Annotated in this window: 17 protein-coding genes; 12 read left to right on the top strand and 5 right to left on the bottom strand. The window is 63.1% G+C overall.

All coding sequences use genetic code 11. The features are described from left to right. Window positions 1-53: 53 nt before the first annotated feature. The 8 genes from ribH to GN234_RS21800 all read left to right on the top strand — a co-directional run bounded on the left by ribH (window position 54) and on the right by GN234_RS21800 (window position 5,223). A complete protein-coding gene (gene ribH / locus GN234_RS21765) occupies window positions 54-530 on the top strand; it encodes a 6,7-dimethyl-8-ribityllumazine synthase (RefSeq protein ID WP_003206025.1) in 477 nt (158 codons plus the stop codon). Beyond that, window positions 527-1,027 carry a transcription antitermination factor NusB gene (gene nusB, locus GN234_RS21770; protein ID WP_057713127.1) on the top strand — a complete coding sequence of 167 codons (501 nt, stop codon included), beginning with the start codon at window positions 527-529 and terminating at the stop codon, window positions 1,025-1,027. Before ribH ends, nusB begins: the two co-directional genes overlap by 4 nt. A gap of 20 nt (window positions 1,028-1,047) precedes the next feature. Next, window positions 1,048-2,013, top strand: a complete 966-nt coding sequence (thiL, locus tag GN234_RS21775) for a thiamine-phosphate kinase (protein ID WP_176689049.1) — start codon at window positions 1,048-1,050, stop codon at window positions 2,011-2,013. Continuing rightward, complete coding sequence (locus GN234_RS21780) at window positions 2,010-2,513, top strand: phosphatidylglycerophosphatase A family protein (protein WP_053125805.1); 504 nt, start codon at window positions 2,010-2,012, stop codon at window positions 2,511-2,513. Before thiL ends, GN234_RS21780 begins: the two co-directional genes overlap by 4 nt. An 11-nt stretch (window positions 2,514-2,524) precedes the next feature. Then, entirely contained in the window at window positions 2,525-3,283 is a 759-nt protein-coding gene (locus GN234_RS21785) for a substrate-binding periplasmic protein (RefSeq protein WP_109756440.1), read from the top strand. A 109-nt stretch (window positions 3,284-3,392) separates the two neighbouring features. After that, window positions 3,393-4,010 carry a GTP cyclohydrolase II gene (gene ribA, locus GN234_RS21790; protein WP_109756441.1) on the top strand — a complete coding sequence of 206 codons (618 nt, stop codon included), beginning with the start codon at window positions 3,393-3,395 and terminating at the stop codon, window positions 4,008-4,010. Next, a complete protein-coding gene (locus GN234_RS21795) occupies window positions 4,007-4,426 on the top strand; it encodes an MFS transporter (protein ID WP_109756442.1) in 420 nt (139 codons plus the stop codon). The genes ribA and GN234_RS21795 overlap by 4 nt, the downstream gene beginning before the upstream one ends. Beyond that, the gene (locus GN234_RS21800) at window positions 4,426-5,223 is read left to right on the top strand and encodes a cobalamin-binding protein (protein ID WP_109756443.1); all 798 of its coding nucleotides are present in this window, start codon (window positions 4,426-4,428) and stop codon (window positions 5,221-5,223) included. The genes GN234_RS21795 and GN234_RS21800 overlap by 1 nt, the downstream gene beginning before the upstream one ends. 138 nt (window positions 5,224-5,361) lie before the next feature. On the opposite strand, the gene GN234_RS21805 is transcribed toward GN234_RS21800, so the two are convergent. The 5 genes from GN234_RS21805 to GN234_RS21825 form a co-directional block, all read right to left on the bottom strand. After that, window positions 5,362-7,242, bottom strand: a complete 1,881-nt coding sequence (locus tag GN234_RS21805; RefSeq protein WP_176689050.1) for a TonB-dependent receptor domain-containing protein — start codon at window positions 7,240-7,242, stop codon at window positions 5,362-5,364. Between the two features lie 149 nt (window positions 7,243-7,391). Beyond that, window positions 7,392-9,290, bottom strand: a complete 1,899-nt coding sequence (gene dxs, locus GN234_RS21810) for a 1-deoxy-D-xylulose-5-phosphate synthase (RefSeq protein ID WP_176689051.1) — start codon at window positions 9,288-9,290, stop codon at window positions 7,392-7,394. Between the two features lie 114 nt (window positions 9,291-9,404). Further along, a complete protein-coding gene (gene ispA, locus GN234_RS21815; protein ID WP_116833566.1) occupies window positions 9,405-10,292 on the bottom strand; it encodes a (2E,6E)-farnesyl diphosphate synthase in 888 nt (295 codons plus the stop codon). After that, the gene (locus tag GN234_RS21820; protein WP_047229733.1) at window positions 10,289-10,531 is read right to left on the bottom strand and encodes an exodeoxyribonuclease VII small subunit; all 243 of its coding nucleotides are present in this window, start codon (window positions 10,529-10,531) and stop codon (window positions 10,289-10,291) included. The genes ispA and GN234_RS21820 overlap by 4 nt, the downstream gene beginning before the upstream one ends. A 255-nt stretch (window positions 10,532-10,786) precedes the next feature. Continuing rightward, on the bottom strand, window positions 10,787-11,923 hold the full coding sequence (locus tag GN234_RS21825; protein ID WP_176689052.1) for a Fic family protein: 1,137 nt from the start codon (window positions 11,921-11,923) through the stop codon (window positions 10,787-10,789). A 268-nt stretch (window positions 11,924-12,191) separates the two neighbouring features. Between GN234_RS21825 and GN234_RS21830 the strand changes: the two genes are divergently transcribed. Genes GN234_RS21830 through GN234_RS21845 form a run of 4 tightly spaced genes read left to right on the top strand, consistent with a single transcriptional unit; the run spans window position 12,192 to window position 19,934 of the window. After that, a complete protein-coding gene (locus GN234_RS21830) occupies window positions 12,192-12,980 on the top strand; it encodes a YfaP family protein (protein ID WP_109756448.1) in 789 nt (262 codons plus the stop codon). Window positions 12,981-13,015: 35 nt separating this feature from the next. After that, on the top strand, window positions 13,016-14,725 hold the full coding sequence (locus GN234_RS21835; protein ID WP_176689053.1) for a DUF2138 domain-containing protein: 1,710 nt from the start codon (window positions 13,016-13,018) through the stop codon (window positions 14,723-14,725). After that, complete coding sequence (locus GN234_RS21840) at window positions 14,710-15,369, top strand: DUF1175 domain-containing protein (RefSeq protein WP_109756450.1); 660 nt, start codon at window positions 14,710-14,712, stop codon at window positions 15,367-15,369. Before GN234_RS21835 ends, GN234_RS21840 begins: the two co-directional genes overlap by 16 nt. Beyond that, a complete protein-coding gene (locus GN234_RS21845; RefSeq protein WP_176689617.1) occupies window positions 15,366-19,934 on the top strand; it encodes an alpha-2-macroglobulin family protein in 4,569 nt (1,522 codons plus the stop codon). Before GN234_RS21840 ends, GN234_RS21845 begins: the two co-directional genes overlap by 4 nt.

Below are 19,934 nucleotides of genomic sequence, written 5' to 3' on the forward strand. Positions count from 1 at the left end.
TCACTGAAGGAGCGCGTATAGAACGCGCTCTGGCTCTTTAAGAGATCTGACGAATGACCCTGAAGACCATCGAAGGTACCTTCATCGCCCCTAAAGGCCGCTACGCTCTGGTAGTGGGCCGCTTCAACAGTTTCGTGGTCGAGAGCCTGGTTGGCGGTGCGGTCGATGCCCTGGTTCGCCATGGCGTGAGCGAAAGCGACATCACCATCATCCGTGCCCCTGGCGCCTTCGAGATTCCGCTGGTTGCGCAGAAAGTCGCTCAAAAGGGCGAATATGCGGCAATCATCGCCCTGGGCGCGGTCATTCGTGGCGGTACTCCGCACTTCGAATACGTGGCCGGCGAATGCACCAAGGGCCTGGCCCAGGTGTCCATGGAGTTCGGCGTGCCAGTCGCCTTCGGCGTTCTGACCGTTGATTCCATCGAGCAAGCCATCGAACGTTCCGGCACCAAGGCCGGTAACAAAGGTGCCGAAGCTGCCTTGTCCGCCCTGGAAATGGTCAGCCTGCTGGCGCAGTTGGAGGCCAAGTGATTAGCGACGAAAGCGATCGTTTCAACCCGCGCGATCCCAAGCCAGCCGATGCCGGCAAGCCGTCGAAAAGCGCCAAGCGTCGCGAAGCCCGTCAGCTCGCGACCCAGGCGCTGTATCAATGGCACATGGCCAAGCAATCGCTGAACGAGATCGAAGCGCAGTTTCGGGTCGATAACGATTTCAGTGATGTCGACGGTGCTTACTTCCGCGAGATCCTGCACGGGGTCCCGCAGTTCAAGACCGAAATCGACACCGCGCTCACGCCATGCCTGGACCTGACCATCGAAGAGCTGGACCCGGTCGAACTGGCGGTCCTGCGCCTGTCCACCTGGGAACTGCTCAAGCGCGTCGACGTCCCGTACCGCGTGGTGATCAACGAAGGGATCGAGTTGGCGAAAGTCTTCGGTTCCACCGATGGCCACAAGTTCGTCAACGGTGTGCTCGACAAACTCGCCCCGCGTCTGCGTGAAGCTGAAGTGAAGGCGTTCAAGCGCTGATTGGCGCTTGCAGCGACGCTATGGGCGAATTTGAGCTGATCCGTAATTACTTCGCCGCCGCGCCCTGCGCGCAAGGCGGCGAGGGCGTTGCGCTGGGGATCGGCGACGACTGCGCCTTGCTGGCCGTTCCTCCCGGGGAACAGCTGGCGGTGTCCACCGACACACTCGTGGCCGGCGTGCATTTCCCAGACCCGTGCGACCCGTTCCTGCTCGGCCAGCGCTCGCTGGCCGTGGCGGTCAGCGACCTGGCGGCCATGGGCGCCACGCCTGTGGCCTTTACCCTTGCCTTGACCCTGCCGACGGTGACTGCCGATTGGCTGCAAGCCTATGCCCGCGGTTTGAACCAGATGGCCCGGGCCTGTGGCGTGGCGCTGGTGGGCGGAGATACCACGCGTGGACCACTGAGCCTGACCATGACCGTGTTCGGTCGCGTGCCGTCCGGCCAGGCCTTGACCCGTAGCGGCGCGCAGCCTGGCGATTGGCTGTGTGTTGGCGGTGAGCTGGGCAATGCCGCCGGTGCATTGCCGCTGGTACTCGGCCAGCGTAGCGCCGAACCTGTCGTCGCCGAGCCACTGCTGGCCCATTACTGGTCACCATGTCCGCAGATCGACCTGGGCCTGGCGCTACGTGGCAAGGCCAGCGCGGCGATGGATATTTCCGACGGCCTGCTGGCCGATTGCGGGCATATCGCCCTGGCGTCCGGGGTGGCCTTACAGGTTGAACGCGATCGACTGCCGCTGTCCAACGCTCTAGTAGCCTTTCTGGGCCGCACGGATGCCGCCCGCGCGGCCCTGAGCGGCGGTGATGACTACGTGCTGCTGTTCACCGTGGCACCGGGCCGATTGGCGGCATTACAGGCCGAAGGCTGGCCGATCCACGTGATCGGTCGCGTACAGGCCGGGCAAGGCGTCACGCTGGTCGACAACACCGGGCAGGACATCACCCCGCAAATCCGCGGCTATCAACATTTTCGGGAGACACCGTGACAGATCATCCCAACCAGGTCCCGGCGGAGTTCGTTCCGCCTTCGGTCTGGCGCAATCCCTGGCATTTCCTGGCATTTGGCTTCGGTTCGGGTACTTTGCCTAAAGCCCCTGGCACCTGGGGCTCGCTGGTTGCGCTACCCTTCATACCGTTGTGGCAGATGTTGCCGGATTGGGGCTATTGGCTGATGCTGGGCATCACCATGCTGTTTGGCTTCTGGCTGTGTGGCAAAGTGGCGGACGATTTGCGGGTGCACGACCATGAAGGCATCGTCTGGGACGAAATGGTCGGCATGTGGATCACCTTGTGGCTGGTACCAGAAGGCTGGTACTGGTTGCTGACGGGTTTTCTGGTGTTCCGTTTCTTCGATATTCTCAAGCCGTGGCCCATTCGCTGGATCGACCGGCATGTGCACGGCGGTGTCGGTATCATGCTCGATGATGTGTTGGCCGGGGTTTTCGCCTGGCTGGCAATGCAAGGATTGGTGTGGTGTTTCACCTGAAGGAGCTGGGCATGGGCGTAAGTCGCGCACTGTTGCTGTTGCTGTGTCTGGGAGCCTGTGTGGGGGTTGGGGTTGCCGAGTCGGCGTCGCTTCCCGACAAGGTCCGCGCAGCCAGCGAGGAGTGGGCCGATTACACCCAGGCCGACGGCCAGGGCATGGGCTGGGACATCTTGCGCGCGGTGTTCGAGCCAGAAGGCGTCAAGCTGGAGATCCGCAGCGTGCCCTACACTCGCTCGATCGGGTTGGTGCAGCGTGGTGAGGTCGACGTGCAGGTCGGCGCCTATCGGGATGAGTCCGAAGGCGTGCTTTATCCCAAGTGGCACTACGACGTCGATCACATCTATGCCCTGGGGCTGGCGTCCAAGCCAACGCCGACCCTGGCGACGATTGGTAACTATCGACTGGTATGGATGCGCGGCTACGAATACAACAACTACCTGCCCAACATCCGCCGTTTCAACGAAATCCACCGGGCGGTGGGGATCTTGCCCATGCTGATTCATGAACGAGCGGATTTCTACATCGATGCATCGATGGAAATCGAAGAAGTGCTCGCCAAGGCCGACGATCCCAAGCAGTTCAAACTCTCACCGCTGATCAATTTGCCGCTGTACCTGGGCTTTGCCAACACCGCAAACGGAAAGGCGCTGCTTGATCTGTTCGACCGGCGCATGGAGGTACTGGTGAAAACTGGCCAGCTCAAACCGATTTTCGAACGTTGGAAGCAACCCTATCCTTTCGACGAGAATGGCAAGCCACCGAAGCCGTAATCAAACTTTTCGATGGTTATGGCCGACAATTCAGCCTAAGCGTCGGTCGGGACGTGCTGTTACAATGCCCGCCTCTGCGAAACTCCAGTACTAGATCAGGAGCACACCGGTGCCTGTCGTTTTTGTTGCCGCTTCCAAGCTGCCGACGCCTTTTGCGCAATTCACCATGCATGGTTTTCTCGATGAAGCCACCGGCCGCGAGCACGTTGTGCTGAGCCTGGGTGATTTCGCCGACGGCAGCCCGGTACTGGGTCGCCTGCACTCCGAATGCCTGACGGGCGACGCCCTGTTCAGCCAGCGCTGCGATTGCGGTTCGCAACTCGAAGCCGCGCTGCAAGCCATCGCCCGTGAAGGCCGTGGTGTGTTGCTGTACCTGCGCCAGGAAGGGCGTGGGATTGGCTTGTTGAACAAGATCCGCGCCTATGAACTTCAAGATGGCGGCGCCGATACCGTCGAAGCCAACGAGCGCCTGGGCTTTGCCGCCGACCTGCGTGACTACAGCATCTGCCTGCCGATGCTCCAACACCTGGGTGTGAAGTCCTTGCGGCTGATGACTAACAACCCGCGCAAGGTCAAGGCGCTGACCGACATGGGCATCGTGGTCGCCGAGCGTGTGCCGCTGCACACCGGCCATAATCCGCATAACAAACTTTATCTGGCGACCAAGGCCAGCAAGCTCGACCACATGATGGGCAACGAGCACCAGGGCGAGGTTGACCGGGCGTGACGCGTGGTCAGGTTCGGCGGCGACTGGCCGTCAGTTGGTGGAAATACCTGGCACTGGCCCTGGTACCGCTGTTCGTGATCAACCTGGTGTTTGGCCAGGGCGAAGCGATCCTGCCGGTGTTGGCGATGCCGCTGTTCATTGCTGGCGTGGCGTCGATGTTCGTCAGCCTGCGATTCTTCGGGCCTTATAAACACGCCTTGGTTGCAACCCAGAAAGCCCTCGATACACCGGAAGAACCCCAGGCCTGGATTGCTCTGGCGGCTCGCCGTCGTGCAGCCTTTCTTGTCGCGGGGCTGCCAGCCTGGATCGGCGCCCTTGCCGTGTTCGTGGGCCTGGAGGCGGTGCCGCTGATGTTGCTGGCCTTGTCCTCCACGGTACTGTTCTACCTGTATCGCATCCCGCGTCAGCTCGGCTGATGAGCCGCTGGCTGGCGGTCCTGCTGCTGGCCGTCAGTGCCTCGACGGTGGCGGCCCCGCGTGTCGTCAGCCTGGCACCGTCACTCTCGGAAATCGTCGTTGAACTGGAGTCCGCTGACCTGCTCGTGGGCGTGCTGGATGGCGGTGACCGTCCGCCGATGCTGCAAGACCTGCCCTCGGTCGGCCGTTACGGGCAACTGGACATGGAGCACCTGCTCAGCCTCAAGCCCGATCTGCTCCTGCTCTGGCCCGGCAGCGTTGGCCCGGCCCAGCGCCAGCAGCTCAAGGGCCTGGGCATTCCCCTCTATATCGCTGACCCCCACAGTCTCGACCAACTCATCACGCAAATCGAAGCCATCGCCATGCAGCTCGGCCGCCCGGAGCGGGGTGTGCAGCGAGCGGCGCAGTTGCGCGTGCGTCTTGAGGAACTGCGCCAGCGTTACCGGCGCGCCACGCCATTGCCGGTGTTCTATCAGGTCTGGGATCGGCCGCTGTACACCGTTGGTGGCGGGCAGATCATCAGTGATGCATTGGCAGTGTGCGGGGCGCGGAACGTCTTCGCCGACCTGAGCGTGCCGGCGCCGCAGGTGAGCGTGGAGTCGGTGCTGCAGCGCAATCCACAGGTTCTCCTCGCCACGGAGCAGGCGCAGCTTGATGCCTGGAAAGCCTGGCCGCAGTTGCCGGCGGTGACGCAGGGACGGTTGCTGTTAGTGCGTGACAAGGGGCTGGAGCGACCCAGTGGGCAGATGATCGAGGCGACGGCACGGTTGTGTGAGTTGATTGCGCCGGACAGGTAGGCCGCGGCGTCTGCAATCGCGAGCAGGCTCGCTCCCACCGTTGATCGACGGCGGATACAAAATCCGAATTCACCAAAAATTCCCTGTGGGAGCGAGCCTGCTCGCGATGAGGCCAGCGCAAACTTCACAAGTCTCGGATCAGATATCCGGTGTCCAAGTCACCCCAAACAACCAGGCCCGCCCATCTTCCCGATACCCATACTGCTGACCATCATGGCTATACAGCGCCCGGCTGTAACCCTTGTCCAGCAGGTTATCCACCTTCATCTCCAGCTTCACTTCCCGGGTCAACGCCCAACTGCCGCGCAACCCGAGCAAGGCATAACCGCCCAGGGCATTGCGGTTGTTCTCGTCGTCGTAGCTGCCGCTCACCGCTTGCCAGGTGGCACCCAGGCCCAGGCGGTCGAATTGCCGATCCAGGTCCAGGCTCAAGGTCCGCCGGGCGCGGCGGGCGAGGGTGTGGCCGCTGTCGCGGTCGCGCGGGTCGATGATGGCCAGGCCAAGGTTGCTCTGCCAGCCGAACAGTTCCTGCATCAGAGCCATCTCAAACCCGTTGATCCGCGCCGAGGCGACGTTCTGTGGGCGTGAGTTGCTGCCAAAGATGATCGCGTCTTCCAGGTCCGTGCGGTACAGCGAGGTCTCCAGGCGGGCGCTGTCGCTCAGTTGGCTGCGCCATTGCAACTCGTAGCTTTTGGCCGTCTCGGGTTTCAGGTCCGGGTTGCTGTAGTCCGGGTAGTACAGGTCGTTGAAGGTCGGCGCGCGGAAGCTTTCGCTGTAGGTCAGCAACACGTCGTTGTCCGGGTTGATCGGCAGGGTGAGCGTGCCGCTCCAACTGTTCTGGCCGCCAAACTGCTGGTTCTGGTCGCGACGCAGGCCCAGTTCGGTGGAGAAGGTTTCGGCCTGGAAGCGGTGCTGGATGAACGCTGCACGGTTCCAACGGCTGTCTTCGTCGAACGGCGTGCTGCTGTTGACCCGGTCCTGATACCAGTCGCCGCCGACGATCAGGCTGTTGCGCTCGTCCAGCTTCACGTCGTTCTGCCAGGTCACGGAATCGCGGTAGGTGTTGAACACTTCGCGGACGTCACTGAGCTTGTCGAAAGTCTTTTCACGGTTTTCGCTGTGGCCCAGTTCCAGGCGCGATTTCCAGGTGTCGTTGAGCCGTCCGTCCACATAGGTGCTGAAGCTGCTCACCGCAAACTCGCTATGGGGTTGCTGGGGCAGGGATTCGAAGGTGGTCGGGTCGAAGCGGCCGAACGGGTTGTCGTATTCGCTTTTGCCGCGGTTATCCAACAGGTTCAAGCCAACTTCCAGGTCATCGCTGGCGGCATGGCTCAGGCTGAGGCTGAAGGACTGGTTGCGGTTGGCGTCCTCGTCGCGGTCGCTGGCGTAGGACTCGTGGGTTCGATTATCGCCGGCGCTGTCGTCGAGGCTGGCCCCGAGATTGAAGCGCGTCTGCTCATCGCCACCGGACAGGCTCAGGCTACGCTCCCAGGTCTGTTGGCTGCCGAAGCCCAGGTGCAGGCGTGGTTGCAGGCCTTGTTCGTTGCCGCGACGGGTGAAAATCTGGATCACCCCGCCCACCGCATCGGCGCCGTAGATCACCGAGCGCGAGCCGCGCAGCACTTCCACCCGTTCTATCTGGTGGATGTTCAGGCGTTGCAGGTTGCTGTCGCCGGAGGTGGCGTTGCCGATGCGCTGGCCGTCCACCAGCACCAGGCTCTGGGCCGATTTGGTGCCGCGAATGTAGATCCCTGGCAGGCTACCGCGCCCACCCAACGGCGCCACCTGCACTCCCGGCACGCGGCTGAGCAGGTCAGTGACGCTGGCTGGTTGCAGGCGCTCGATGTCGTCGCGGGTGAACACCGTGTTGGCGGCGCTGCTGTCGTTGCGGGCCTCGACCTGGCGGTTGGCGCTGATCACGATGTCGGGCAGCTTCAGGGCTTGGTCGCGTTCGAAGGTGTCGGCCAGCAGATCAGGGGTGGGGAGCAGGGAAAGAGTGAGGGCTAGGCGCAGTTTCATGGGTGTTCCGTGACTACTTGGTCCGCACAAAACCAATGTGGGAGCGAGCCTGCTCACGATAGCAGTGTGTCAGGCAATACGGATGCCGACTGGTCTACCGCTATCGCGAGCAGGCTCGCTCCCACAGGAGGATATGTGTGGTCTGAAAATTACAGGCCCAGCAGTTGCAACCGCTGGCGCACCGACGTTTCGATCCCGGCCTCATCCAGCCCGCACTCAGCCAGCATCTGTGCCGGCTTGGCATGTTCGACATAGCTGTCCGGCAAGCCCAGGTGCAGCACCGACTTGAGGATGTTCTCCCGGGCCAGGAATTCGCTGACCGCCGCACCGGCGCCGCCCATGATGGCGTTTTCCTCGATGGTCACCAGCAGCTCATGACTGGCAGCGATCTTGCGCACCAAGGCTTCGTCCAGAGGTTTGACGAAACGCATGTCCACCACGGTGGCGTCCAGGGCTTGTGCAACTTTCAAGGCTTCGGCCAGTTGTACGCCGAACACCAGCAGCGCGGTTTGCTTACCTTGGCGGCGGATCACGCCCTTGCCGATCTCGATCGGCTCCAGGTCGGCTTCGATCGTTGCGTTCGGGCCGGTGCCACGAGGGTAGCGCACTGCCGCCGGGCCATTGAACAGGTGCCCGGTGGTGAGCATCTTGCGCAGCTCGTTTTCATCGCTCGGGGTCATCACCAGCATGCCGGGGATGCAGCGCAGGAACGACAGGTCGAAACTGCCAGCATGGGTCGGGCCGTCTTCGCCCACCAGGCCGGCGCGGTCGATGGCGAACAGCACGTCGAGGTTCTGCACCGCGACGTCATGGATCAACTGGTCATAGGCGCGTTGCAGGAACGTCGAATAGATCGCCACCACCGGTTTGGCGCCTTCGCACGCCATGCCGGCGGCGAGGGTCACGGCGTGCTGCTCGGCAATCGCCACGTCGAAATAGCGCTGTGGATAGCGTTCGCTGAACGCCACCAGGTCCGAGCCTTCCTTCATCGCCGGGGTGATGCCCACCAGGCGCGGGTCGGCGGCGGCCATGTCGCACAGCCATTGGCCGAACACGCCGGAATACTTCGGTCCGCCGGCCTTTTTCGGCGCGGCCGCCGGGGCGTCCAGGGGTTCGAGCTTGGTGATGGCGTGGTAACCGATCGGGTCGACTTCCGCCGGGGCGAAGCCTTTGCCTTTCTTGGTGACCACGTGCAGGAATTGCGGGCCCTTGAGGTCGCGCATGTTGCGCAGGGTGGCGATCAACGTGGGCAGGTCGTGGCCGTCGATGGGGCCGATGTAGTTCCAGCCCAGCTCTTCGAACAGCGTGCCGGGAACCAGCATGCCCTTGGCGTATTCTTCGGTACGGCGGGCGATTTCCCAGGCACCGGGCAGGCGTGACAGTACTTTCTTGCTGCCTTCGCGCATGCTGGCGTAAGTGCGGCTGGAGAGGATCTTCGCCAGGTAGTTGGACAGCCCGCCGACATTGCGCGAGATCGACATGTCGTTGTCGTTGAGGATCACCAGCATGTTGGCGTTGACTTCCGGCGCGTGGTTCAGCGCTTCGAAGGCCATGCCCGCCGTCAGAGCGCCGTCGCCGATCACGGCAATGGCCTTGCGCTCGCTGTTTTGCAGGCGGGCGGCAATCGCCATGCCCAGGGCGGCGCTGATGGACGTGCTGGAGTGGCCGACGCCAAAGGTGTCGTATTCGCTCTCGGAGCGACGCGGGAAGGCGGCGATGCCGTCCTTCTGGCGCAGGGTGCCCATGCGCTGGCGACGCCCGGTGAGGATCTTGTGCGGGTAGGCCTGGTGCCCGACGTCCCATACCAGCCGGTCGTCCGGGGTATCGAACACGTAATGCAATGCGATCGTCAGCTCGATGACGCCCAGGCCCGCGCCGAAGTGCCCACCGGTCTGGCCGACCGTGTAGAGCAATTCCAGGCGCAACTCATCGGCCAGGGTTTCCAGCTCGGCTTCACCCAGGCGACGCAGGCCGTCCGGCGTGTTGGCGCGGTCCAGCAGGGGCGTGGTCGGGCGCTTGCGGGGAATCTCTTGGAACGTCGTGGGCATCAGGCGAATCGTTATAGGTATAGAAAGAGGCGGCAGTTTACCTTATGCATCGCAAGCTGCCCACGCGTTGGCCGGAACTTGGCCGATACGCAGTCTAAAGGGGTTGACCCCGTATCAACTGCGGCGTTCGACGATATATCGCGCCAAGTCACGCAACGGTTCGGCCGCCGCGTCAAAGGGTCGCAGCGCGGCCAGGGCCTGGTCACGCAACTCCAGGGCATAGGCCTTGGCGGCGTCGAGGCCGAGCAGGGCCGGGTAGGTCGGCTTGTCGCGGGCGATGTCGGCGCCCTGGCGTTTGCCCAGGGTCTGGGTATCGCTTTCGACGTCGAGGATGTCGTCCTGCACCTGGAACGCCAGGCCAATGGCCCGGGCGTAGGTCTGCAAGGCTTGTAGCTGTGCGGGTGCGGCTCGACCGCTGGCGAGGGCGCCGAGTTTGACGCTGGCCTCGATCAAGGCACCGGTCTTGTGCCGGTGCATGTATTCCAGCGCGCTCTGGTCCAGCTTCAAGCCCACCGAGCCGAGGTCGATGGCCTGGCCGCCGACCATTCCGGCGGGGCCGGCCGCCAGCGCCAGGGCAGTGACCATGTCCAGGCGAGTCTGCGCCGGGCAATCGCTCAGGGCCGGGTCCAGCAGGGCGCTGAAGGCCAGGCTCTGCAAGCCGTCGCCAGCCAGGATCGCGCAGGCTTCGTCGAATTTTTTGTGGGTGGTTGGCTGGCCGCGACGCAGGTCATCGTCGTCCATGGCCGGCAAGTCATCGTGAACCAGCGAATACGCGTGGATCAGCTCCACCGCGCAGGCCGCGCCATTGGCCTGCTCGGCCTGGCCGCCCAGGGCTTCGCACGCGGCATAGGCCAACAATGGACGCACGCGCTTGCCGCCGTTCATCACGCTGTAGCGCATGGCTTCGTACAGGCGCGCCAGTTCCGGGCTTGGAGCGCTGAACAAACTATCCAGTGCAGCATTGACCCGGGCCTGGCTGCTGGCTTGATAGGCGCCGATCATTCAGGCTGGTCCGCGTCGAAAGGCTCTTCGGTCAGCTCGCCATCGCGCTCGAGCAGCAACTGCACCTTCTGCTCGGCCTGGGCCAGCGCCGCCTGGCAGTCGCGAGTCAAGCCGATGCCTTGCTCGAAGGCGGTCAGCGAGTCTTCCAGCGACAATTCGCCGTTCTCCAGGCGCTCGACCAGCGTTTGCAGGTCGGCCAGGGATTGTTCGAAATCCAGTGCAGCTTTTTTGCGGGCCATGGCGGCTATTCCGGTTGACTGTTAAACCGGCGCGACACTAGCAGACATGGGGTTTTGGGGCAAATCAGGGCGGGGTGAATCGAAGCGCAACGGATGAGCTGATACAGGCTACGGCCGACCGGCTTTTGTGGCGAGGGAGCTTGCTCCCGCTGGGCTGCGAAGCAGACCCAAACCTGCAAAGACTTTGCGACTGCTGCGCAGTCGAGCGGGAGCAAGCTCCCTCGCCACAAGGTGTTCCGTCGGCTTGTCGGGTATTCAGTTGGCTGGATAGTTGATTCGGTACCGCGTGCTGCGCCCTCCGCCAGGCATTCGCTCCAGGCAGCCTTTCTCCAGCAGTTCCGTCAGATGCCGGGTGGCCGTCGCCTTGGAGACCTTGGTCACGGCCTGGTATTGAGCAGCGCTGATCCCGTGCTCAAAGCCTTTTTCACCGCCATCGAGCAACCGATTCAGCACTTTGGTCTGTTCAGGCGTGAGTGCCGAAGCGCGATGGGCTTGCCAGAACCGCGTCTTACCCAACACGCTTTCGATCTGCGTCATCGCTTTGTGCAGGCTGCGTAACAGGGTCTGCAGGAACCAGGTCAACCAGGCCGTGATATCCAGTGTGGCTTTCTGACTGCTTTCGAGGATTCGGTAATAGCCGGCGCGGTCTTCCAGGATACTCACCGACATGGCATAGAAACGGATCGCTTGGGCTTCGCCCTGGGCCAGTGCGAGGTCGGTCAGGGTACGGGTGAGGCGACCATTGCCATCGTCGAACGGATGCAGGGTGACAAACCAGAAGTGAGCAATACCGGCACGCAACAACGGATCGAGCTCGGCCTGATGACGACTGGCCTCGAACCAGTCGACGAACGTTTGCAATTGCTGTTCAAGGCCCTGACGAGGCGGCGCCTCGAAGTGAACGGTAGGTCGGTCCAGTCGGCCTGAGACCACTTGCATCGGTTCGGCACCGCGCAACGCACCTACGCGGATCTGCCTATGGGCAAGGTCGCTCGCTTGATCAGGAAACAACCACTCGTGCCATTCCAGCAAGCGCTCGATGGTCAGGGGCTGGTTGAAGTGCCGGGTCGCGTCCAGCAACAGGTTCGCCAAGCCTTCGCTGCGGTGGCTGACCGGCGTGTCATCGACTTGTTCGAGGCCCAGGCGCCGGGCCAGGGAAGAGCGCACCGAGCCGACATTCAATTGCTCTCCTTCGATAGCCGAGGAGGTCACGATGTTTTGCAGCAAGGCATCCAGTTCGTTCTGGACGCTGATCGAAGTCGTGACCGCGCCGGTCATGCCGAGCAATTGACCCTGGGCCTGCACGCATTCGCGCAGCAGCGGTGCCAATGCTTCAGCTTGCCAGTGAAAACCGGGCCAGTCGGGCTGTTGCCAGATCCAATGGAATGCCATGCGCCTGTCCAAAGATGAATGAGCTGAATAATAACGCTATTCGGCTCATTTTGTGAGCCGAATAGATCTTCTATTCGGCTCTCGCAACCCTCAGTACGTGATTTCCCACACAGAATCGCGCGTTCCCCGATTGTTAATAATCCGCCGAATCGCTAACCTTCGCGCCATCTACGGCCCCCTTGCGACGGGGCCTTCAGACGAAACCTGAATAATGACAAGCGCGCTGAGGATTGGCGCCGGGTTGCGTCGTGCATGGCAGGAGGCATACGTGCGTTTTCTTTCTTTATTGATCGTGTTGCTCGGCGCGCCGCTGGCGTGGGCGCAGCCTTCTGCCGAGATGTCGGAGCCGGTGGGCGGCTGGCGCTACAGCGGCTTGCTCGATCGCACTGAAAACCCCCAGGTCGCCTATCCCACGCCGCCCATCGATCGGGGCGTGCAGCGTAATCGCACGATGATCGAGGGCCGGCTCAAGGCCATGGGCACGGCTCGCCAGCCCCACAGCCTGGCGGTCAACGGCAACCCACTGAATCTCTATACCGACGACGAGGGGCGTTTCGCCCGGCCGTATGCGTTCGGCGCCGGCTCCAACAGCGTCGAGGTGCGCAGCTCCGAAGGCCAGTCCCTCAAGCGCGTGCAATTCTATGAAGCCAACAACCTGCGCACCCCGGCGCAGATCCGCGTGGTGCTCGGCTGGGACGATCCCAAGGCCGAACTCGACCTGCATATCGTCACACCCGACGGCCAACATGCGTTCTTCGGCCAGCCGGCGCTGAGCAACGGCGGCGGCCTCGACCCCGATGGCGTCGACGGCCCCGGCCCGGAAATGTTCACCATGACCGCGCCGATGCACGGCACCTACCTGGTCTACGTGAACTATTGGGGCAACTACGGCAGCGGCGGCTACAACTTCGATGAGACCAGCAACCAGAACGAGGTGATCACCTCGCAAATCAACCTGGTGCTCAACGAAAACACCGTCAATGAAAAACGCGAAACCTTTGTCGTGCCCCTGCGTGCCATTGGCGATCTGTTGCTGGTCAAGACTTTCAACTACTAAGTATCCGCTCCACGGATGAACAGGCCCTTGTGAATATGAGCGACAACACTGCTTCCCCGACCACGCCGACACCTGTCGCCAAACCTGGACGCCGCTGGCCGGCGCTGCTGATCGGGCTGTGCCTGGTGGCGGGTGTCGTCGCCGGGATGGGCTGGTTCATGACCAAGCCCAAGGCGCCGCCCATGGAGCTGGCGTTGGAAAAACTCGGACTGAGCCGCCCCGACGGCTTGCTCGAGGCCCATTCCCTGAGCCAGTTGCCCAAGGACCTGTTGGCGGTGCCGTTCCTCAAGGCCACGCTCACCGAGGACTTTGTCTTCTATTACGAGGCCCATGCCGACCGTCTCGGGCTGATCGGCAGCCTGCGCCGGATCATCTATGAGCATGACCTCAAGTTGCAGGACAGCCTGATCGAAGAGCTGTTCGACCAACCGGCCGATGTGGCGCTGTGGCGCGGTGCCGATGGTCGCCTCAAGGATTTCCTGTTGGTGATGGATCGCGGCGGGCTGGCCAAGGTGCTGGAACCGTTGGCCAAGGTCGCCTTGGACGATACGCAGTTGAGCAAGCTCAGCGACCTGAAAGTCGGTGGCGATGACGTCGCGCTCTACCAGCTCAGCTACAACGCCAGCAAATCCCTGCTTTTCGCCTCCCATGGCGACAAACTGGTGGTGCTGTCCAACCCGACCAAGCTGTATGACCCGGCCAGTGGCGCCGCGGTTGAACGGGGCAGCGTTTCGACCACCGCCCTGGCCGCCTTGCTCAATGGCGACAAACTGTTCCCCGAAGCCTTCGGCCTGCCGCCCAAGGCACCAGAGGTCAAGCAGCGCATCTCGGTCAACGCCAGCGTGCTCGCCATGGGCTACCAGCGTTTCATCCCGAACTTCGCCGGCTTGCGCTTCGACATGGATGACAAGGGCTGGCACAGCTTCCTGGCCATGGACGAACTGGAAAACCAACCGGACTTCGACTTCAAGCCGATCTGGCAAGCCATGCCCATGGGCGCCAGTGCCTGCGTAGCCTTGCCCCTGGCTGCCGAGCAGCAGAAACCGTTGCTGGTCAAACTCGGTGCCGACGAAAAAGCCGCCCAGGCCATGGTCGACCATGTGGCCGGCGCGGCGGGCCTGTGCTGGTACGCCGATTCGCGCCTGTACACGCCGCTGTTGGTGGCGAGCCTGAATGAAGACGACGGCAAGCTCGACGCCGACCTGGGCAGCCTGTTCGGTTCGATGGTGGGCGCCTATGAAAACAACGTCGCCGAACATGCCTTCCCGGTGGTCGAGAAGCAGCAGGGCTCGACGCACCAGTGGCTGCGTCAGGTCAGTTCCAATTTCGGCCCGTACCTGGCCAAGGAAGCCGAGCAACCCGACGCGATCACCGGCAAGGCTTTCCTGCGGGTGAGCCTGGCGCGCCACGGTTCGACCTTGCTGTTCTCCCTCGACGACAAGTTGGTGGACAAGGCCCTCGGTACTCTCGACAAACGCTTCCCGCCCATGGCCGACGTGGTACCCAAGGACCTGCTGATGCCGGTCTACTTCGGCCCGGATTCCATCGCACAACTGATGCAGCGCGAAACCCTCGACAGCTTGCCCCAGGACATGGAGCCGGTGTTCTACAACGCCGCGCAAACCTACCTGATCCCGAAACTGCGCACCCTCGGCGGCTATGGCAAATACGCCCTGACCTTGCCGGAAGGCAGCGAGCCGGACGGCCACTGGCAGTGGCTGCCGCTGGAATGGAAAGCGCTGTGACAGGACTGATCCGCACCCCTGCGTTGACGCTGCTGCTGGCCTTGCTGCTCGGTGGGCCCGCGCGTGCTGGCGAGACGCCGGCGCTGGATGTGCAGCAGTCCCAGGTCTTTCGCGCCTGGTTCGTGCGCATCGCCCAGGAACAGCTGACCAGAGGTCCGAGCCCGCGCTGGTATCAGCAGGACTGCGCCGGGCTGGTGCGCTTTGCCGCCAACGAAGCGCTCAAGGTCCATGATGAAAAATGGCTGCGCAGCAATGGCCTGTCCAATCGCTACCTGCCACCGGAACTGCCCCTCAGCGATGCGCAACGGCGCCTCGCCCAGCAATGGCAGCAGGGCGGCGGCAAGGTCGGGCCTTACGTCAACGCCATCAAGCTGATCCAGTTCAACAGTCACCTGGTGGGCCGCGATGTGGCCCAGGCCCGTCCCGGCGACCTGATGTTCTTCGATCAGGGCGACGACCAGCACCTGATGATCTGGATGGGCCGCTACATCGCCTATCACACCGGCACTACAACCCCTACCGACAACGGCATGCGCTCCGCAAGCCTGCAACAACTCATGAACTGGAAGGACACCCGATGGATACCCGACGCAGCCAACCCCAACTTCATCGGCGTCTATCGACTCAACTTTCTCTCCCAATGACCGGTGCCCGCATGCTGCGCTTGTGTTCAAAACTGCCCCTGCTGTTTGCCTTGTTGCTGGCACCCGTGGTTAATGCCGAAGACACCGTGGAACCCAGCGGCTACACGCCGGTGTCCGGTGAAAGCTTCTTCCTGCTGGCCGACAGCAGCTTTGCCAGCGACGAGCAGGCCATGGTTCGCCTCGAAGCGCCGGGCCGCGACTATCGCCGGTTCCGCATGGAGCCCTATGGCGGCGCCGATATCCGTGTCTATCGCATCGACAAGCCGTTGGATTTCCTCAAGCGCCAGAAAAACCTGCACCGCGTAGTCAGCGATGGGCAGTTCAAGGGCGAAGGCCTGTCGAACACCCTGGCGTACCTGTGGGACAACTGGTATCGCAAGTCCCGTCGGGTGATGCAGCGGGCGTTCTCCTACGAGTCCCGCCAGCAAGTGACCGAAGAAGTGCCGGAGCTGAAGATCGGCGACGCCCTGGTCGCGCCGACGCCGTACGACGCGCCGGCACAATTCGCCTTGATCCCGGGCCTGCCGGTGGTCAGCCAGTTCCGTTATCCGCTGTGGCAAGCCAAGCCGATCCAGCCGCCTGCGGGCGTCAACCTGGCCGGCTCGTCCAGTGAGTTCGTCAGCGTCGCGCCGGGCAACGTTTATGTGCCGCTGGGTCAGTTGAAACCGGGCCTGTACCTGGTGGAGGCGCTGATCGGTAAATACCGCGCGACCACCATGGTCTTCGTCTCCAACACTGTGGCGGTCAGCAAGATTGCCGGTGACGAGCTGCTGGTCTGGGCCGCACGCAAGCACGAAGGGCGTTCGGTGCCCAAGGTCAACGTGCTGTGGACCGATGGCCTGGGCGTGATGAGCAGCGGTGCCACCGATGAAGACGGTCTGTTGCGCCTCAAACACGTCAGCCCGGAGCGTTCGTTCGTCATCGGCGAGGACGAGGAGGGCGGGGTATTCGTCTCGGAAAACTTCTACTACGACAGCGAAATCTACGACACCAAGCTCTACGCCTTCACCGACCGGCCGCTGTACCGGCCGGGGGATTGGGTCTCGCTGAAAATCGTCGGCCGTGAATTCAAGAATGCCCGTGATTCGGTGCAACCGACCGCCGCCGACGTCAATGTCAGCGTGCTGGATGCCACCGGCACCGCCCTGCAAACCCTGGCCCTGAAACTCGATTCCAAGGCCGGTACCCAAGGCCGTTTCCAACTGCCGGAAAACGCCGTGGCCGGCGGCTATGAGTTGCGCTTCAGCTACAAGGACCAGCTCTACAGCAGCGCCTTCCGTGTGGCCGAGTACATCAAGCCGCACTTCGAAATCGCGCTCAACCTGGCCAAGCAGGATTACCGCACCGGCGAGCCGGTCAAGGGCAACCTGGTGTTGCTGTACCCGGATGGCAAGCCGGTGGTCAACGCCACGGTGAGCCTGAGCCTGCGCGCCCAGCAACTGTCGATGGTGGATAACGAGCTGCAATACCTGGGGCAATTCCCGGTGGAGCTGACCAGCAGCGAAGTGACCACCGACGACAAGGGCAACGCGTCCCTCGACCTGCCGGCCGCCGACAAGCCGAGTCGCTACACCCTCACGGTGTTCGCCAGCGATGGCGCGGCGTATCGGGTCAAGACCACCAAGGAAATCCTCATCGACCGTGGCGCGGCGAATTTCCGCCTGAGCGCGCCCCAGCGATTCAGCGCCGTCGGCCAGAAGGTCTCGTTCAGCTACGCCAACGAAGGCGGCAACGAACAAGCCAAGGCCGTGACGCCGGGCAGTTACGCCTGGGTGCGCCTGGAAGATCAGAGCACCGGCGAGGGCAAACTGGCGGCCAAGGACAAGGGTTTCAGCCTGACCTTCGACCGCCCCGGCACCTACAACCTGACGCTCAAGGATGACCACGGCCGGGTCATTGGCGCCGCCGCCCATGCGGTGACCGGCGAAGGCATCAAGGCCGTACCGGGCACCGTCGAGATCGTCCTCGATAAAACCGAATACAAGACAGGTGACGAAGCGCTGGCGCTGATCACCTTCCCGGAACCGGTCAGCGATGCGCTGCTGTCGCTGGAACGGGACAAGGTCGAAGCCACGGCGCTGCTATCCAAGGGCGGCGACTGGCTGAAGATGGAAAAACTCAGCGACACCCAGTACCGCGCGCGCATTGCCGTGAAGGATAACTTCGCGCCCAACCTGACCTTCTCGGTGCTGTACACCAAGGGCGGCCAGTACAGCTTCCAGAATGCCGGCATCAAGGTGGTGACGCCGCAGATCGACGTTGCTGTCGTTACGGACAAAGCCACCTATCGCCCTGGCGACACGGTGACCGTGGACCTGAGCACCCAGTTCGCCGGCAAGGCGATCCCGGCGCACCTGACGGTCAGCGTGGTGGACGAAATGGTCTACGCCCTGCAACCGGAAGTGGCGCCGACCATTGACCAGTTCTTCTATCACCCGCGCCGCAACAACGTGCGCACCAGTGCCAGCCTGTCGTTCATCAGTTACGACGTAGCACTGCCGGGCAGCCCCGGCGCGCCGGGCAAGGCCAACCGCAGCGAGCGTGGGGTCAAGGTGCTGGAGCGGCCGCGGCGTGAAGACGTCGACACCGCTGCATGGCAACCGGAACTGGTCACCGATACCAACGGCAAGGCGCGCTTCACCTTCAAGATGCCGGACTCCCTGACCCGCTGGCGCATCACTGCCAAGGCCATCGCCGACGATGGCCAAGTGGGCCAGAAGAAGCAGTTCATCGCTTCGGAAAAACCGCTGTACCTGAAATGGAGCGGCCCGACGCGCTTCCGCACGGGCGACAAGCCGCAACTGGGCCTGTTCGTGTTCAGCCAGTCGGAAAAACCACTGAAGGCCGAGCTGTTGATCCGTTACGCCGGCGCTGAACAGCGCGTGGTCGCGGACCTGAAAAACGGCATCAACTATGTGGCGCTGCCGGCCCTGGAACTGAGCAGTGGCGACTTGAACGTGCAGTTGCAATTGAATGGCGAAACCCAGGACGCCCTGGCGATGCGCTTGAACGCCAGCGGCAATGGCTGGCAAGTCACCCAGAACCAGCGCTTCGACGTGGCCAGCGGCGACACCCCGCTGACCCTGCCGGCCGACGCCAGCGATATTCGCCTGCGCCTGGATGACAGCCCGCAAGCGTTGTTCCGTTCGGCCCTGGATGACCTGCTGAGTTACCCCTACGGCGGCGTCGAGCAGACCGCCAGTCGCCTGCTGCCGTTGAGCATCGCCTACCCGACCCTGGCGTCGAACCCGCAAATCCGCGACCGCCTGCGGTTGATCATGCAAAACAGCCGCTTGCGCCTGGTGCAGATGGCCGGCCCGTCGGCGAGCTTCACCTGGTGGGGCCAGGACGGTGAGCCGGATGCATTCCTCACCGCCTATGCCTATTACGCCGACTGGCACGCCAGCAAGGCCCTGGACCTGAGCCTGCCACCGGAACACTGGCAGCGGGTGCTGGAGGTCTACGCCAAGCAGGCCGGTGATACGCCGCTGCTGCAACGGGCGCTGATCCTGTCGTTCGCCAAGCAGATGCAACTGCCGGTGAACACCTTGCTCAGCGGCCTGATGGATGATTTGGCGAAGGCCAGTGAAGACAGCACCGAGAGCGTTTTGGACAGCGGCGAAGACAGCCTGGTCATGAATGCGCCGGACTCTGCCCTGGGCTTGGCCAGCGCTCGCGTGCTGACCGCGTCCCTGGCGAAACAGGCGAAGGTGCCGCTGCCGGCGGCTTTCAGTCGTCAAGCGGAGGCCGCGCAACAGCAACTCGAACTGAGCTCGCAGCCGTTCGTCGAGGCCCTGGTGTTATCGTTGCAGAGCTTCGATCAAGCCCGCGCCACTGCATTGCTGGAACGCGTGTTGCCGCAGCAGTCCACCCTGGAACGGGCCTTGGCCCTGACCTGGTTGCAGCGCAGCATCGAACAGGCCGCGCCGGCTGTGGCGCTGGCGCCGGGTGAAGGCTGGGTCGCCAAGCAGGGTGCGACCGGTGAAACCTACTGGCAGTGGCAGGGCGCGCAGCTTCCGACCCAGCTGACTCTCAGCGGTGCCCAGGAGCGTCCATTGCAAGCGGCCCTGAGCTTCCAGAGCCAGCAACCGTCGCTGGCGCCGATGGCCGTGTCCATCACTCGTCGCCTGTCGCGTCTGGTGCCGGGCGACGAGGCCTTCACCTTCAAGCTCGAGGCCGTGGGTAACAAGCCGTTGTCCAGTGACAGCCTCTACCTGGATGAGGTGATCATCAACAGCAAGGCGTCGACGCCGCTGCGCTACGGCATGCTCGAAGTGCCGCTGCCGCCGGGCGCCGATGTGGAACGCACCACCTGGGGCATCCAACTGCAGGGCAAAGCCGACAGCGAACCGACTTCCCTGGAAAAAGCCCGCTTCGAGCCAGGCCAGATGGCCTACGCAGTGCCGGTGGACGCCCTCAGCGGCGAGCTGCGCCTGCGGCACTTGGTGCGCTTCTCCCAGAAGGGCCAGTTCACCTTGCCTCCCGTACGTTTCACCCAGGTCTACGCACCGCAGCATCAGGCGCGGGAACAGAAACCGGCGCTCGGTCAGGTGACGGTCAACTGA

It is taken from the genome of Pseudomonas bijieensis (genome assembly GCF_013347965.1).
GTDB lineage: Bacteria > Pseudomonadota > Gammaproteobacteria > Pseudomonadales > Pseudomonadaceae > Aquipseudomonas > Aquipseudomonas bijieensis.

Bases quoted from the DNA above. Each gene is read 5' to 3' on its own strand.
- GN234_RS21835 (WP_176689053.1), top strand. From the start codon at position 13,016: ATGAGCGACAACACTGCTTCCCCGACCACGCCGACACCTGTCGCCAAA.
- GN234_RS21840 (WP_109756450.1), top strand. From the start codon at position 14,710: ATGGAAAGCGCTGTGACAGGACTGATCCGCACCCCTGCGTTGACGCTG.
- GN234_RS21805 (WP_176689050.1), bottom strand. From the start codon at position 7,242: ATGAAACTGCGCCTAGCCCTCACTCTTTCCCTGCTCCCCACCCCTGAT.
- ribH (WP_003206025.1), top strand. From the start codon at position 54: ATGACCCTGAAGACCATCGAAGGTACCTTCATCGCCCCTAAAGGCCGC.
- thiL (WP_176689049.1), top strand. From the start codon at position 1,048: ATGGGCGAATTTGAGCTGATCCGTAATTACTTCGCCGCCGCGCCCTGC.
- GN234_RS21825 (WP_176689052.1), bottom strand. From the start codon at position 11,923: ATGGCATTCCATTGGATCTGGCAACAGCCCGACTGGCCCGGTTTTCAC.
- GN234_RS21785 (WP_109756440.1), top strand. From the start codon at position 2,525: ATGGGCGTAAGTCGCGCACTGTTGCTGTTGCTGTGTCTGGGAGCCTGT.
- dxs (WP_176689051.1), bottom strand. From the start codon at position 9,290: ATGCCCACGACGTTCCAAGAGATTCCCCGCAAGCGCCCGACCACGCCC.
- GN234_RS21800 (WP_109756443.1), top strand. From the start codon at position 4,426: ATGAGCCGCTGGCTGGCGGTCCTGCTGCTGGCCGTCAGTGCCTCGACG.
- GN234_RS21845 (WP_176689617.1), top strand. From the start codon at position 15,366: ATGACCGGTGCCCGCATGCTGCGCTTGTGTTCAAAACTGCCCCTGCTG.
- GN234_RS21820 (WP_047229733.1), bottom strand. From the start codon at position 10,531: ATGGCCCGCAAAAAAGCTGCACTGGATTTCGAACAATCCCTGGCCGAC.
- ispA (WP_116833566.1), bottom strand. From the start codon at position 10,292: ATGATCGGCGCCTATCAAGCCAGCAGCCAGGCCCGGGTCAATGCTGCA.